This is a genomic window from Roseimicrobium gellanilyticum (assembly GCF_003315205.1).
GTDB classification, from domain to species: domain Bacteria; phylum Verrucomicrobiota; class Verrucomicrobiia; order Verrucomicrobiales; family Verrucomicrobiaceae; genus Roseimicrobium; species Roseimicrobium gellanilyticum.
Genome location: NZ_QNRR01000001.1, coordinates 569,186 through 582,843, shown reverse-complemented (window position 1 = coordinate 582,843; position 13,658 = coordinate 569,186). Strand labels below are relative to the sequence as shown.

General features: G+C 58.9%; 15 protein-coding genes. 4 read left to right on the top strand and 11 right to left on the bottom strand.

The features are described 5' to 3' along the window. Nucleotides 1-172 precede the first annotated feature (172 nt). Entirely contained in the window at nt 173-1,027 is an 855-nt protein-coding gene (locus DES53_RS02385) for an LptA/OstA family protein (RefSeq protein ID WP_113956600.1), read from the top strand. A gap of 49 nt (nt 1,028-1,076) precedes the next feature. Here the strand turns inward: DES53_RS02385 and DES53_RS02380 are convergent, their stop codons facing one another. Both DES53_RS02380 and DES53_RS02375 read right to left on the bottom strand, forming a co-directional pair. Then, nucleotides 1,077-1,970, bottom strand: coding sequence for a DUF502 domain-containing protein (locus DES53_RS02380; RefSeq protein ID WP_113956599.1), 894 nt, complete (start codon nt 1,968-1,970; stop codon nt 1,077-1,079). A gap of 189 nt (nt 1,971-2,159) precedes the next feature. Then, complete coding sequence (locus DES53_RS02375) at nt 2,160-2,615, bottom strand: GNAT family N-acetyltransferase (protein ID WP_113956598.1); 456 nt, start codon at nt 2,613-2,615, stop codon at nt 2,160-2,162. A gap of 156 nt (nt 2,616-2,771) precedes the next feature. Between DES53_RS02375 and DES53_RS02370 the strand changes: the two genes are divergently transcribed. Together DES53_RS02370 and DES53_RS02365 are read left to right on the top strand one after the other, a co-directional pair. After that, nucleotides 2,772-3,203, top strand: coding sequence for an ester cyclase (locus DES53_RS02370; protein WP_113956597.1), 432 nt, complete (start codon nt 2,772-2,774; stop codon nt 3,201-3,203). Continuing rightward, on the top strand, nt 3,200-3,811 hold the full coding sequence (locus DES53_RS02365; RefSeq protein WP_113956596.1) for a TetR/AcrR family transcriptional regulator: 612 nt from the start codon (nt 3,200-3,202) through the stop codon (nt 3,809-3,811). Before DES53_RS02370 ends, DES53_RS02365 begins: the two co-directional genes overlap by 4 nt. Before the next feature lie 14 nt (nt 3,812-3,825). Here the strand turns inward: DES53_RS02365 and DES53_RS02360 are convergent, their stop codons facing one another. The 9 genes from DES53_RS02360 to DES53_RS02320 all read right to left on the bottom strand — a co-directional run bounded on the left by DES53_RS02360 (nt 3,826) and on the right by DES53_RS02320 (nt 13,012). After that, on the bottom strand, nt 3,826-4,287 hold the full coding sequence (locus tag DES53_RS02360) for a hypothetical protein (protein WP_170156791.1): 462 nt from the start codon (nt 4,285-4,287) through the stop codon (nt 3,826-3,828). Between the two features lie 169 nt (nt 4,288-4,456). Next, nucleotides 4,457-4,921 carry a hypothetical protein gene (locus tag DES53_RS02355; RefSeq protein WP_113956594.1) on the bottom strand — a complete coding sequence of 155 codons (465 nt, stop codon included), beginning with the start codon at nt 4,919-4,921 and terminating at the stop codon, nt 4,457-4,459. Nucleotides 4,922-4,973: 52 nt separating this feature from the next. Continuing rightward, nucleotides 4,974-6,038, bottom strand: coding sequence for a suppressor of fused domain protein (locus DES53_RS02350; RefSeq protein ID WP_113956593.1), 1,065 nt, complete (start codon nt 6,036-6,038; stop codon nt 4,974-4,976). 95 nt (nt 6,039-6,133) lie between these two features. Next, nucleotides 6,134-6,754: a hypothetical protein gene (locus tag DES53_RS02345; RefSeq protein ID WP_113956592.1), complete on the bottom strand. Its 621-nt coding sequence runs from the start codon at nt 6,752-6,754 to the stop codon at nt 6,134-6,136. Between the two features lie 36 nt (nt 6,755-6,790). Then, nucleotides 6,791-7,186 (bottom strand): hypothetical protein, encoded by a 396-nt coding sequence (locus DES53_RS02340; protein WP_147263165.1) that lies wholly within the window; start codon nt 7,184-7,186, stop codon nt 6,791-6,793. A gap of 70 nt (nt 7,187-7,256) precedes the next feature. Next, complete coding sequence (gene odhB / locus DES53_RS02335) at nt 7,257-8,411, bottom strand: 2-oxoglutarate dehydrogenase complex dihydrolipoyllysine-residue succinyltransferase (protein ID WP_113956590.1); 1,155 nt, start codon at nt 8,409-8,411, stop codon at nt 7,257-7,259. Nucleotides 8,412-8,493: 82 nt separating this feature from the next. Further along, entirely contained in the window at nt 8,494-9,315 is an 822-nt protein-coding gene (locus DES53_RS02330; RefSeq protein WP_113956589.1) for a DKNYY domain-containing protein, read from the bottom strand. Nucleotides 9,316-9,762: 447 nt separating this feature from the next. Beyond that, entirely contained in the window at nt 9,763-10,185 is a 423-nt protein-coding gene (locus DES53_RS02325; RefSeq protein ID WP_113956588.1) for a DUF3592 domain-containing protein, read from the bottom strand. 49 nt (nt 10,186-10,234) lie between these two features. Then, nucleotides 10,235-13,012, bottom strand: coding sequence for a 2-oxoglutarate dehydrogenase E1 component (locus tag DES53_RS02320; RefSeq protein WP_113956587.1), 2,778 nt, complete (start codon nt 13,010-13,012; stop codon nt 10,235-10,237). 442 nt (nt 13,013-13,454) lie between these two features. Between DES53_RS02320 and DES53_RS02315 the strand changes: the two genes are divergently transcribed. Next, nucleotides 13,455-13,634, top strand: a complete 180-nt coding sequence (locus DES53_RS02315) for a hypothetical protein (protein ID WP_113956586.1) — start codon at nt 13,455-13,457, stop codon at nt 13,632-13,634. The last annotated feature ends 24 nt before the right edge of the window (nt 13,635-13,658 follow it).

The following is a 13,658-nucleotide window of genomic DNA, read 5'->3' as shown; positions in this document are numbered from 1 at the left end:
AATAGGACAAGTTATTTCCTGCACTTAATTGAACATTTTTCCATGTTTGGGCCCCCGTGCATCCCGCACTCCAGCATGCAGCAGGCCTGTAGACACCCCTTCGGATGGCTTTGTATTGACAAAAACTTAAGAAAAGCTTACCTTTTGCGGTTAATTATTAATTCCCCACGTCGTGACGCCGTCCACTTACCTCATCGCTGTGCCGTTGAGTCTGATAGCCATCTCGGGCTGGCTCGTGAAGGTGGAGAATGACAGCTTTACTAAAGGCACGCGAACCTCTCAAATTCAGCAGGTTCCAAACTATGCCGGCGGAAGGACTGCCGTTGGTGTGCAGCCCCCGGTATCTGGGGAACTGACCTTTGAGCACTCAAGGTTTGCGTGGGCCAAGGACGACGGTTCCGCCCCCGGTCCGCTCGGCGAAGACGTCGGCCAACGCCCCCTTGGAGCACGCGCCCTCCCCCGGGCACATTGGATTGACTCTGGAAATGCCGCTCCGCGCGCCAAATCTTCGAAATTGCCTGAAATTGGGGACTTTAGGGAACAACCTGCCCCTGAAGACCTGGCATTCGAAGCCGTGCAATCCGGTTCTGGATTTCACATCACTGCAGACGAAGCAACCCGGGTCGACATGGGCAACCTCAAAGTGGTGTTTCGTGGGCGCGTCTCGCTCAGCTCTCCTCAGTTCCATCTCACTGGGGAAGAACTGGTGGTACACCTGGGTAAGGACCGGACGTCCTTTAAAATGATGGAGGCTAAAGGTGCAGTGAACGTGCAACTTACCGGCGTCCCCCCGGAAAAGCGGTATCGCGGCCAGTCGCAGAACGCGGTCTACGACCCTGGCAAAGGCACCCTCGTGATGACCGGTTGGCCCAAGATTCAGGGCCAGGGCCAGGAGCTCGTTGCCGCTGAGCAGAGCACCCGCGTTCTCCTCTACCCGAAGACGGGCAAGATGCTTACAGAAGGCCGGGCTCAAACCCGCGTCGCAAAGCGTCTTATGGAAGAGGCCGGTCAGGGTGCGGGCAACTAGCTAGCCTCTCCCCTCCCCACCGCAGGAACAGCAGATCGGCGTGGCCGACCTAGCGCTCCCGGTTTCCTGCTCCTACAAGCACCGGCTTGTCCGGCGCGGCACTGCCTCCGGCACCGCTCGTGGGAGGGTCAACGAACGTATCCAGCGAATCTTCGGCGGTAGGCAGGTGTGCGAAGTCGGGATTCTGCGCGACTTGGGGTCTGGCCTCTGAATGCTTGGAAGACTTCGGCTTGCGAGCAGCCTTGGCCTTCTGTTCTTCCTCGGATGAGGGGCCGATAAGTCCGCCGGAGAAGATCATCTTCATCGCGTCCTCGATGCTCAAGGGTGCGTCCTCCAGTCGGGAGGTCTCAGTGACGATCAGCAACCCGGTCATGGGGCTGAGAGCGCCGGGCAGGAAGACACAGCTCATGTTCTTCTTCGTCTTCGGGTCGTCGTACTGACCGGTGACGAACCCAATGAGCTTCATACCAGGCGAAGGGTAGTCCACATACACGACCCTCTTGAAGCTGCGGGTGCCCCCGAAGCCGCGGAAGGCCTCGATCACCTGCTTCAGCGACTTGTAAATGAAGGAGATGACCGGGATGCTCAGCAGGAGCTTGTCCATAGCGGACACCACCCGGACACCGATGACGTTCGTGGCCATGACCCCCAGGGCCACCACCAGCCCCATGGGAATGAGGAAGCCCACCAGGCTCACAAACTGGGAGAAGTGCGGGCTGGCGATGTCGACATGAAGATTGGGGTCGGGCATCGTCTGGTTGTACAGCCCGGCAAAGGACTCCAGCAGCGGCTGACTCAGACCCCGAATGAAGTCGTACACCAGCCTCAGAATCCAGAACGTCACCACCAACGGGATGACGATCGCCAAGCCCGCAAGGAACTTGTTGCGAACCCACACTAGGGGGTGGCGGATGGGGGATGCTGAGAAATGGGGGTCAGACATGCTCTCTGTGGCTGACAGACCTACAGCCACCCTGGTTCAATACTCTAGAAATGTTCACGCCATACGGAAGGACAAAATTTCAATGGGCAGGTGACTTTGTGGGAAACAGGGTCATGTCGGCATTTTTTTCTGCACGAAGAATTGGCAAGCCCGATGCGACCAAGGGTTCAGGGAGCACACGACGATATCCTATGGCTGCGATTCTGTGATCGACTCACCTCCTTCAAGGCCGAACTCGAACATCACTGCCGGCTTCTCCGCCTCCACCCCGCCGGCACCGGCATAAAGACGCATGGCGGCAGGATTGTTTCGATCCGTGAGTACCCAGGCGTTCACGCATCCGAGCTTCTTCCCATGTTCCAACACAAGACGCAGCATCTGGCGCCCAATGCCCTGCCCTTGGTGCGAAGGAGCAACTCCCACTTCGTTGATCCAGAGTTCCGCAGGCTTGTCCGGATGCACGTAGTGCACGGCGGAAATGAAGCCCACCAACTGCGAATCGTCGATGGCAGCAATCAAGTGGTGCCGTGGATCCTGTAGGAACTCCGCGGTGAGATGCGCCTGTGGACAGTGATCAAAGACATCCGCCGCCGTCGCAATCAGAGCTGCGTCAGCGCTTCCTAGAAGCCTGATGGTAACGGCCATGGGTAAAGAAGATGCACCCGTTGAGGAAAGTTATCATGTCTCTTCCATTGGCTTCGAGGGAATTCCGCATCAACAAAGGTGCAATTTAGAACTTTTTCTTGAAATGCGACAATCGTCTCATAGCAATATTCCGCACAAACCAACCGACTTCTCACTATGCCGCTCACCCCTGCCCAAATGGATCGAAAGCTGGATGAACACTTCGGCCACGAAGCCAGCGACAACGTGGAGGGCGTGCTCGCCACGCTCACCGAGGACGTCACCCATGACATCGTCGGCTGGCCCACCGGACCCAGCCGCGATCATGCCAGCGTCCGTGGCTTCTATGAAACGCTCTTCAGCGATCTCGCTGACGGCAAGGCCACCTCATTGAATCGCAAGTATGGCGAGAACTTCATGGTGGATGAGTCCCTCTGGGAAGGCCGCGCTCCTGGGCGTCCCTTCGGCATCGAAGGAAACAATCGTCCCCTCTCCTTCCGTCTGCTGCACGTGCTGGAGTTTCGCGACGATGGTCAGATTCAGAAGGAACAGGTGTGGGTGGACCTCGCTTCCATTCTGCAACAACTCGCTCCTGCAAACGCGGCATGAAGAAGAGCCCCGCCAAGCCCGTCCCGTCGAGCCCGAGCAACCGGGAGTTGCGCACGCGCAAGGACCTGTTGCGTGCGGCCAGTCAACTCATCAAGCAAGGGCACAAGCCCAGCATGGATGAGATTGCCAAGGAGGCGCTCGTCTCACGAGCGACCGCCTACCGCTACTTTGCCAATGTGGAAGCGTTGCTGGCCGAAGCGCCCGCGGACGCTGCCACGGGAGTGCTGGACACGCTCTTCGATGGCGACACCTCCGCCGATGCCGAAGCACGCATCGACAAGGCCGAAGCCGCGATGCACCGCGTCACCTATGAGAATGAAGCCTCACTGCGTGTCATGCTGGCGCACAGCATTGCCAGTCGCACTCAAGATGGAGCCGCACCGGTGCGGCAGAACCGACGACTGCCGCTCATCGAGGCGGCGCTGTCCACCTCACGCGATCGATTCCGCGATGCGGACTACAAGAAGCTGTGCGCTGCGCTCTCCGTCATCTTCGGCACGGAGTCGATGATTGTATTTCGCGATGTCCTGCGTGTGGACGAGAAGACCGCACGCAAGGTGAAGAGCTGGGCGGTGAAAGCACTGGTAAGGGCGGCCATGGAGAAGTAGCAACCCGCAACCCGCTATTTCTTCACACCGATCGCGTTCATCACCTGCTTTTTGAATTCCTCCAAGGTGAGCGACTGCTGCGTGAAGTCTTCACCCGGAGAATGATTCACCCCAAATGTGGCGACCCTTCCCTCGTGGAGAACATGCGTGGAAGCGGGATCGATGGGATGAAACATGTTGGCACCAAGCGCATCCAAGAACAGGACATAGCGTCGGCCAACCGTCAGGTCGGAGGGACTTTCATCGAAAGTGTAGTCGCAGGGAACGAAAATCGCCTGCGTCAGCTTGTCGCCCGAACCGTCTGTGATGAATCGGGTCAGATGCCCCGAGTCCTTCCACAGCGCGGAGATTTTGACAACAGCAATGGATGTTGGCCCCAGATAGAGACCTCGTTCTTTTTCGGTGACCAACATCTCCCTCGAGGCAAGACGATTGACCGAGATCACTTCAGCCACCACGACGAGATCCGCCTTCATGCTCTTTTCCTCAAGCGAAAGCGGGAAGAACGCCGCATGACACATGGAAACCCAGATGATGATGGCCAGCGCGGCCCGGGCAAGCAGACGACGTCTCATGCTTGAAGATGCTATGAGGAAGGGCCCGACACTTCAAGCCGGGATATGAAGGCACTGGAGAGTGGTCAACCTAGCGACCTTTCGCGATTGAGGTGATCGTTGAGACTACGGAGATTTTCAGCAACCTTTCCTTGTCGATCTGATGGGTGACTTCGGCAGGCTTGCCTTCCATCGCGTGGATCGTCGGGCGGAACACGATACGCTCCTTCGTCTTGTCGTTTCGTGTCACCATTTCTGTGATCTCCATTTTGTAGATCACCAGCTTGGGAGGTTGATCGAGGTCCGCGAGCTTCTTGGCCGCAGCGCCGAAGGACGGACTCTCAGCATCCAACAGGATGCTGTTGCGACGCACATCAATCCTTACCAGGGCCTCTGCCAGATCCTCGCTTTCCTTTACCAGGGCCTGCGCAACGTCGGTGGCATCCAGATGACGGATCTTCACCTCGTGCCAGGAGTCGTCCGGCTCCACCGCTTTCGACACGGCCACCGATGCAATGACCAATGCCAGCAAGATCCAAGGGGCTGTCTTTTTCATGGGTAGAACTTGGGTTCGGTATTCTTGAACATATTGCCAATGGGACGATTCCTCAATCGGAGGCGAGTCGTAGCAGCGATTCCAGTTGTCCCAACACTGCCGCGCTGCCTTCACGCTGAGCCAGAGCCTGCTCGTCCCCGGTGATGGGGATGGCCCACAAGAGCGAGACTTTTTCTCCGCTCATACGGGGTGTGTTCAATTCGGGCGCTCCTGCCGGGCTCTCCGCGAGCAGCACAAACTTGAACTGCTCCAGCTTGTCATCACCGGCGAATGCATCGCATGGAACGGTGTGTCCATGACCCAGAAAGGTGAAGTTCGTCCACGGCAATGAAGCTTGACCGGAAAGGTAGTCGGCAAAACGGCCGACGCTCTCTTCCGAAACATCACAAGGCAGGCAGGCGGCCAGCTCGAATCTCCGAAAGTCCGTTGGGTCTTCGTAGTACATCTCCACTTCGGGCTGGGGGCGTAGGGACACTCCCAGCGTCAGGAGATAGATCCCATCTGCGTGGTCGATGCGGATCATGGCCTTGGGGGGCCAGTTGTCACCATCGATGCCATAGTACTTGGCATGTGGTCCCAAGACCTTTTCATAGGCGGCGAGAAACGCATCCTGGCACTCCGGCCACGGTGACGACTCTTCCCCCCAAGCATTCCAGTAGGCATCGGCCTCAGAGATGCGTCGGTCCCATTCCACATTGCTCTCCAGTTTCCAGCAGAGTCTGCTCTCCCCTACGCAGTCGCGGGCATAACCTTCAAAGTCTTTGTACCCGCTCCATCCGGGAATGATCGCGAGCATCTCGTCATCTTCCAGCAGCACCACACCATCGCCTTCGGGAAGCCAGAGCAATCGAAGCCGGCCAGCATCCAACGGCGGCTGCCCCTGGGGATACGCGCAATGCTCTTTCGGCAGCATCGGAGCGATGCCCTCCTGCATTCCTGCCACGTCCAATTCATCGGGCGCAGGTGCGATATTGCGTACCCAGCAGGACTTGAGACCAAAGTCCTCATTCTCCGTCGCCCGCAGGTAGAGATGCGCCACCCGATGGTCCTGTTCGACTACAGCTTCCAGATTTCCATGCGGAGAGACGTCGTGAAGGAGGACTTCGGGTTCACTCATGCAATTGAATGAAGCAACACCGGGACTGAAACCTCAAGGAAAAACAACGACACCCAGGCACCCACCCTGGGTTTCCGCAGATGCCTATTGTGGAATCAGTGATTGTCCGAAGCTTCAACCACGACAAAATTCTCAAACGTCACGTCCAGTCCCCACGGCAGGAGTTTCACCGCTGAGGGCAGCTCAAACATGAGCGTGAAGTCTCCGATGTTTCCGTCATCCAAAGCCACGGTTTTCAAGTTGAGTTGCTCCGCTTTGACGGATGGCACAGGCCCCTTTTCGTTATGATAGACCGAGGCGATCAGGTTGTTTGCCGCCTCCACACAAAGAGCCAGCAACGCCGGCCAACGTTCTCGTATGTTCGTGAAGGTCGAGGTCTGCGCGGATGTCGGAGCCAAGGCGTCACCCCAGATTTCAACGGCTTCTCCACCTTCACTGATGGGTTGGTCAGCCTCCCAGTGGTCACGAAGTTGCTTCACTTCGCCGAACACAGGATCGGTGAGAACAGACAGGACTCGTTTTTCTCTATCCTGAAGATAGATGAGCCATCGGTAGATGCCATAAAGAGCAAGTGCAATGCCACCCGCGGTGATGGCCATTACCCCTTTGTTTTCCACTCCAAAGATGCTGCTCGCGATGTATCCCGGCACCAGGCCGGTGGCAAGAATCGCAGCCACCACGACCAGGGCTACCAGACTGGGGAGACAACCTTTCATGCGTGCATCCAGCAGTACGAGATTCCGAAATGCACGCTATGGATGGTGCGGTTTCTCAATTTCAAGCACCATGGTCGTTTTGAAACGTTCAGACCGTACGGTTGGCTGCTTCTCGAGTTCAAACGATCCCCCTTCACGAATGTTTTCCGGATGCAATAGTGCAGAAGCGCCATTCACGCGAGCCCATCCCATCACCACAGGAAAGCGCACCTTGGCCTCGCCGTTCGGGCCGAGCAGCACATCAATGGGCTCCGGCGTTTTGGGAAGATGCACGGCCGGGACAGCGTGCGTGAAGCGGAACCTGACCTCGCCCACTGGCTTGCCTGTGTCACGATTTGTTATCCGCACCACACGCTCGCGGTGACCGTAAATCACACACGAGCTGAACGAGAACGCACACCCCAATCCCACCGCCAGGCGAAGGAGATTCATGCGCAATTTGCTTCGCCCATTCATCACACTGGATCCGGCATTGTAAAACGGGCATTGCCCGCCATCAGGCTTACACCCCCACCAGCAACCTCGCCGGCTTCTCGATGCAATCCTTCACGCGGATGAGGAAGGTCACGGCTTCCTTGCCATCCACGACGCGGTGGTCGTAGCTCAGCGCGAGGTTCATCATCGGGCGGATAACGACCTGGCCGTTCTCAGCGACCGGACGCTCCTTGATGGCGTGCAGGCCGAGGATACCGCTCTGCGGAGGATTGAGAATCGGAGTGCTCAGGAGGGAGCCGTACACGCCACCATTGCTGATGGTGAATACGCCGCCGGTGAGGTCATCGATGGCAATCTTGCCCTCCTTGGCCTTCTTCGCGTAGGCGATGATGTCCTTCTCGATGTCAGCAAAGGACTTCTGATCCGCGTCACGAATCACAGGGACGATGAGACCCTTCTCGGTGCCCACGGCCACGCCGATGTCATAGAAATTGTTGGAGATGATTTCGTCGCCATCCACGCGCGTGTTGATCTGCGGCACGGACTTGAGAGCATCCACCACGGCCTTCACGAAGAAGGACATGAAGCCGAGCTTCACGCCATGCTTCTTCACGAAGTCATCCTGCATCACCTTGCGCAGGGTCATGACCTCGGACATGTCGCACTCGTTGAAGGTGGTAAGAATGGCCGCGGTGCGCTGGGCATTCACGAGCTGCTCGGCAATCTTCCGGCGCAGCGGGGTCATCTTCTTGCGCGTGGTGCGGCCTTCCGGTGAAGGAGTGGGCTTGGGAGCCGGCGCAGGAGCGGCTTCTGCCTCGGGCTTGGGCACGAGCTTCAACTGGGGAGCTGCCTCGGCCTTGGGAGCCTCTTCCTTCTTGGCGGCAGGAGCGGGAGCAGGCTCGGCGGCCTTGGCTGCCGGGGCAGGGGTTGCTGCCTTTTCGGGTTCCTTCGGCGCGGGAGCAGGAGCGGCGGCGGCAGGTGCAGCGGCTCCGGCTTCAATCAGGGCAACCACGGCACCCACTTCCACTTCGTCCCCTTCCTTGGCCTTCTGGCGCAGCACGCCATCCGCCTCAGCCGCGATTTCCTGGGCGACCTTGTCCGTCTCCAGCGTGAGCAGCACGTCTCCGGCTTTGACGGCATCACCGTCGTTCTTGTGCCATTTCGAGATGAGGCCGCCGGCAATCGATTCGCCGAGCGTGGGGATCTTGACTTCAGTGGACATGGGAATGGGAATGCGAACCTAGAGGAGCTTTCCGCGCCACGCAAAGTGAAGATCAAAACATCGTGACGACATGCACGATGAATTACGGATTTCCCGCGCTGGCGGGCACGGATTTCTCCTGTTCGTAGCGGTTCTTCGCATCCTTGCCGCGCTGGAATTTCGCATCCGTGACCTCAAAAGTGACCGGGTCCGCGCCTTCTACGATTTTCCCCATGAAGTACACCCGTTTCGCATCGCGCGCGTAGGGGCTATCGAGCACTTCGAAGCTGTCCAGCAGGGTGCCGTCCGGCATGGGCTTGTCGAAGTAGAAGGGCTGCTTTTCATCCTTTCCAAATCCACCTTTGATGACCTTGAAGCTGGCGGGCATGGCACCCTCTACGGTGTTGCCGTTCACGTACACATACTGGCTGTCCGCGAAGTAGGAGTAGTAGTCTGCGTCTGACAGGAGGCGGAAGTTTGCCACGTCGGTGGTCTGCACTTCCACCTGGGGGTACAGGCGGTAGACGGCCTTGCTGTTTTTCACGAAGTTACCGCTCAGCACTTCGAAGTTTGCCGGGTCATCACAGATGCGCTCCTCCCCGCGGTGCACGTATTTGGCGTCGCGGGAATAGCGCCCATCAAGGATCTCGAACGTGGCGGGGTCCACGTCTTTCAGCGCGCGACCGCTGAGGTACACGTGGTTCTTGTCCTTGGCGTAGCTGGATTCGCCCTTCGGCAGGGGATGCTCAAAGGTGGCCACATCCGCTCCGGCAACCTGGAAGGGAGAGCTGGTCCAGCTTTGCAGATACCAGACGACCTTCCCATCCACATGATAGCCCGCCTTGTCGAACGCACCGGGCTTACCGTCCCCGCAAGAGCTGAGGAGAAGGACGAGGGCGCAGGAAGGCAGCAGGCTTTTCAGCATGGGATGAATGAATGCTGGGTGGGGAGAAGCGCAAGTGGCTCGTCATCCCGCGATGGGATGGGATGTAACATCAGGGTGAAAGAAGAATTACCGTGCTCCTCTGGTCCATGGCGCCGCCTACCTGTTGACTGGTAGGGGGCCGCTGCGTCGGCCTCCTAATTTTCGGGGGCGGAGGTGGGGCGGAGCATCCGGGCGAAAGCGGCTTGCCACACACCAGTTCCACACCGTCTCCGCCCTCCTGATTAGGAAGCCGACGCAGCGGCTCCCCACCGGTGTATTAGGCACGCAAAGCGGTAGAGAAGAGGAGTGTCGCAGGGCTTATCAATGCTGCATCCCACCTTGGCCATGCGGTGGGGACGTAAAATATCTGGGATATAGCGACGGTTCACGCTAGGGGCAGCGTGCACCACTTTGGCGAAACCTCGTCTCTCCTGCCTTAATGTTGTCCTAGCTCGCGGTAGCTTCCGCTTGCTCTCGCTTGTACTTCCGCCAGCATCCTACCAGCCAGGAGACACCCCAGAGCACCAACACGGAGGGCACCAGCCATAGGTCCACGAAGGTATCCAGCCGGGTCGAACCCGGTTGCGTGGGATGGAAGATCACGGGGACAGCACTGCCCTCAGGGTAGCTCTCCCGTGACCAGACACTGAGCCCCACGGTCTTCCCCTCCCCTGCCTTCGTGGCATAGGTCACGTACACCGTGTAGGTGCCGGGTGTCTTTGAAACGGTGCTTTTGGTGAAACTGGTGTGCCCTGCTTTGCCGATGGCTCGCTCGGCGCGCGATACCCATTGGATGGTGTAAACCAAGTGGGCGACACCAATCGCAAATACCAACACCGCGCCCAGCAGCCCCCATGAGAAGAATTTCATGGGAGGGGGCTGGAAACTTGCCAGTGACTGTGACTAAAAGCGCCGTGGCTTACACGCTAAACGCGTCTTCCACCAAGCGCTCCTGCTCGTGCGTGTGGATGGCCTTGCTGCCAGCCGCCGGGCTGGAGGCGCGCTCGCGTCCTGCGTAACGCAGCACGTGATTCGTCATCTCCTCAAGGCGATGATGCATGAAGGTCCAGGCACCCATGTTCTCCGGCTCTTCCTGGCACCACACCCACTTCTTCTGCGCGCGCGGATAGCGCGCGGCCACCTTCTCAATCATGTCCACGTTCAGCGGATAGAGCTGCTCAATACGGATGACGGCAGCGTTCTTGATGTCGTTTTCCTTGCGGAAGTTGATGAGATCATAGTACACCTTGCCGGAGCAGAAGATGAGGCGGGTCACGCGATTGGGGTCGGTGGTCAGGGCGTCATCGTCCAGCACTTCGCGGAAGGCGGTGCCATCGGCCATGTCCTCCAGCTTGCTCACGGCCTGCGGATGGCGCAGCAGACTCTTGGGAGTCATGATGACCAGCGGCTTGCGGAAGGGGCGGTTCATCTGGCGGCGCAGCAGGTGGAAGTACTGCGCGGGGGTGGTGACATTCGCCACCTGCATGTTGCAACCGGCGCAGAGCTGCAGGAAGCGCTCGAGACGGGCGCTGCTGTGCTCAGGCCCCTGACCTTCGAACCCGTGCGGCAAAAGCAACACGATACCGCTGGGCTGCTGCCACTTGCTCTCGGCGCTGCTGATGAACTGGTCGATGATGACCTGCGCGCCATTCACGAAGTCACCGAACTGGGCTTCCCAGCAGATGAGCACGTTCGGCGCGAGGAGCGAGTAGCCGTAGTCAAAGCCGAGCACGGCGGCCTCACTCAAGAGAGAGTTGTACACGCAGAAGCGGCCCTGCTCAGGCGCCAGATTCTGCAGTGGGATGTAGCGCTCGCGGGTGCTGTTGTCATACAGCACGCAGTGCCGCTGCGAGAAAGTGCCACGACGGCAGTCCTGACCACTGAGGCGGACACCCGTGCCTTCAGAAAGGAGGGAGCCGAATGCAAGAGCTTCGGCATGGGCCCAATCGAAGCCGGTGCCGGTCTCGAGCGCTTTCTTACGTGCCGCGAGGAAGCGCTTCTCAATGGTGGGGTGCAGTTTGAAATCCGGCGGAGGTTCCACCAGCTTCAGGCCGAGATTGCGCAACTTCTCAGCGGGCACACCGGTATTCACCGGATCATGCGTGTAGCGTGGTTGCGGCTGAGCGGTGCTGCCTTCAAAAGGATTGCTGCCCTTGGTCTTTTCTTCCTCAGCGAGGTCCGAGAACCCTTGTTCGAGATTGCCTTCGAGTTCCTTCTGCAGCGCATCCGCCTGCTCGGCGGTCATCACGCCGTCCTTCACCAGCTTGTCACGGAAGAGCGTGGCCGTGCTGGGCTGGCTGGCGATGAGGCGCGCCATGTTCGGCGAGGTGAAGCTGGGCTCGTCCGTCTCGTTGTGTCCGTGACGGCGGTAGCACACGATGTCGATGACCACGTCGCGGGAGAACTTCTGACGGAAGTCGAGCGCGAGCTGCGCGGCAAAGGCCACGTCCAGCGGCGAGTCACCATTCACGTGAATGACCGGCGCCTCAATGGTCTTCGCCACGTCCGTGCAGTAGAAGGAGGAACGCGCATCCGCCGGCAGCGTGGTGAAGCCGATCTGGTTGTTCGTGATGATGTGAATGGTCCCACCGGTACGATAGCCGGGAAGCTGGGAGAGGTTCAGCACCTCCGCCACGATGCCCTGCCCGGCGAACGCGGCGTCCCCGTGAATGAGGATGGGGAGCACCTTCTTGCGGTTCACCGTGTCGCCGAGGTGACGCTGCCGGGCACGGGCCTTGCCTTCCACCACCGGATCAACAGCTTCAAGGTGGCTCGGGTTGGCAGCGAGATGGATCATCACCTCATCGCCAGACTTCGCGCGGCGGTGGGTTTCAAAACCGAGGTGGTACTTCACGTCCCCGTCACCGGCCACCATGTTGGGCACGTAGTTTTCGGAGAACTCGTAGAAGAGGACCTTGAGCGGCTTCTTGAGGAAATTCGCCAGCACGCTGAGGCGGCCACGGTGGGCCATGCCCATCACGATTTCCTGCGCGCCCACGGTGGGCAGCTTCTCAAAGATATTCTGCAGCGCCACCATGAGGGACTCGCCACCCTCCAGAGAGAAGCGCTTCTGTCCTACGTAGCGCTTGTGCAGGAAGCGCTCGAAGGTTTCCGGCTCCAGCGCCCAGCGGAGGATCTCCGCCTGCTGTTCCGGGGAAGGAGCGGGGGCGTCAAGACGGCCCTCAATGCGCTCACGCAGCCAGGCACGCACTTCACGGTTGTGAATATGCATGAACTCGAAGCCAATCTTGTCGCAGTAGATGCGGCGCAGTTCCTCCAGCATCACGCTCGCCTTCATGGGGCGGCCCTGGCCGTGGAAGTTCGTCATGACTTCCTCGTTCAGCTCTTCGTCCGTGAAGCCGAGTCCGGCAGGGGAGAGAAGGGGTTGCTCGGGAGCGGTCTTGCTGAGCGGATCCAGCCAGGCGGCGGTGTGGCCGATACGACGGAAGTCGAGAATGGCGTTGGTGACCTTGGTCCGGAAGGCGAGGGTCTTCTCCGAAAGCGGCTGTCCCGCGGCGGCCTGCTCTACTCCCTTGGCTGCTGGCGCTCCCGACGGGCGAATCTGGGCCATGCCGAGCTCGAAACCCTCAAAGAACGATGACCATGCTGGCTCTACACTGCGGGGATCTTCTTTCCAAGCGAGGTACTTCTCATCGAGCAGGTCAGCGTTCGCTCGGTACGGCAGTGTGGCGTTCATGATCTAGTTTTGCAGGGGGAGACTAAAGGGGCGCAAAATTCGCACGTTGCAAGCGCAGGTGCTACTCCAGAGGCGTGAATTTTCGCGCATCCGCTCGCGGTGTGACGACGTGTAGGACGAAGAGTGCCAAGGAGTATGATTCGTATACGAATCTTGTCCCGAATTGGGGGCGACGCCTGTTCCTCGCGTCAGGGATATCGTGGTGAAGTGGCAGAACGGTGCCGTTTCCCTAAACCCCTCCGGCTCGATTCTCCCAAGCTACTTTATAGAACTCTCGCCATTTCACCACTTCACCACTCCATCGCCCGCCTCACCTTCTTAGACGTCACAATCGACTCTCAAAAACGCGAATATACAGAAGAATGCGATATTTTGTGGCAATTACAGTCGACAGAGCTTAGATTTCTGAAGAATTCAATCTGGCCCGCCCATCTCGTTCACCATGAAGTTCCTGCTCAAAGTCGCCATCCTGGTCGCCGCAGCGAAATTCATCGCGCACACCCCCGAGGGTTCCAACAAGCACGTGGACGGCATTGCCAAGACCACCGTGCGGGATCTGGCGAAGCACGTGGACGAGGCCTTCACGGCGGTGGAAGCAAAGATTCGGGAGCTGTTGTCGTAGCCTCTTAAAACTGAGCTCTTGGGC

Bases quoted from the DNA above. Each gene is read 5' to 3' on its own strand.
- DES53_RS02345 (WP_113956592.1), bottom strand. From the start codon at position 6,754: ATGAAAGGTTGTCTCCCCAGTCTGGTAGCCCTGGTCGTGGTGGCTGCG.
- DES53_RS02380 (WP_113956599.1), bottom strand. From the start codon at position 1,970: ATGTCTGACCCCCATTTCTCAGCATCCCCCATCCGCCACCCCCTAGTG.
- DES53_RS02365 (WP_113956596.1), top strand. From the start codon at position 3,200: ATGAAGAAGAGCCCCGCCAAGCCCGTCCCGTCGAGCCCGAGCAACCGG.
- DES53_RS02350 (WP_113956593.1), bottom strand. From the start codon at position 6,038: ATGAGTGAACCCGAAGTCCTCCTTCACGACGTCTCTCCGCATGGAAAT.
- DES53_RS02330 (WP_113956589.1), bottom strand. From the start codon at position 9,315: ATGCTGAAAAGCCTGCTGCCTTCCTGCGCCCTCGTCCTTCTCCTCAGC.
- DES53_RS02355 (WP_113956594.1), bottom strand. From the start codon at position 4,921: ATGAAAAAGACAGCCCCTTGGATCTTGCTGGCATTGGTCATTGCATCG.
- DES53_RS02370 (WP_113956597.1), top strand. From the start codon at position 2,772: ATGCCGCTCACCCCTGCCCAAATGGATCGAAAGCTGGATGAACACTTC.
- DES53_RS02360 (WP_170156791.1), bottom strand. From the start codon at position 4,287: ATGAAGGCGGATCTCGTCGTGGTGGCTGAAGTGATCTCGGTCAATCGT.
- DES53_RS02325 (WP_113956588.1), bottom strand. From the start codon at position 10,185: ATGAAATTCTTCTCATGGGGGCTGCTGGGCGCGGTGTTGGTATTTGCG.
- DES53_RS02320 (WP_113956587.1), bottom strand. From the start codon at position 13,012: ATGAACGCCACACTGCCGTACCGAGCGAACGCTGACCTGCTCGATGAG.
- odhB (WP_113956590.1), bottom strand. From the start codon at position 8,411: ATGTCCACTGAAGTCAAGATCCCCACGCTCGGCGAATCGATTGCCGGC.
- DES53_RS02340 (WP_147263165.1), bottom strand. From the start codon at position 7,186: ATGAATCTCCTTCGCCTGGCGGTGGGATTGGGGTGTGCGTTCTCGTTC.
- DES53_RS02375 (WP_113956598.1), bottom strand. From the start codon at position 2,615: ATGGCCGTTACCATCAGGCTTCTAGGAAGCGCTGACGCAGCTCTGATT.
- DES53_RS02315 (WP_113956586.1), top strand. From the start codon at position 13,455: ATGAAGTTCCTGCTCAAAGTCGCCATCCTGGTCGCCGCAGCGAAATTC.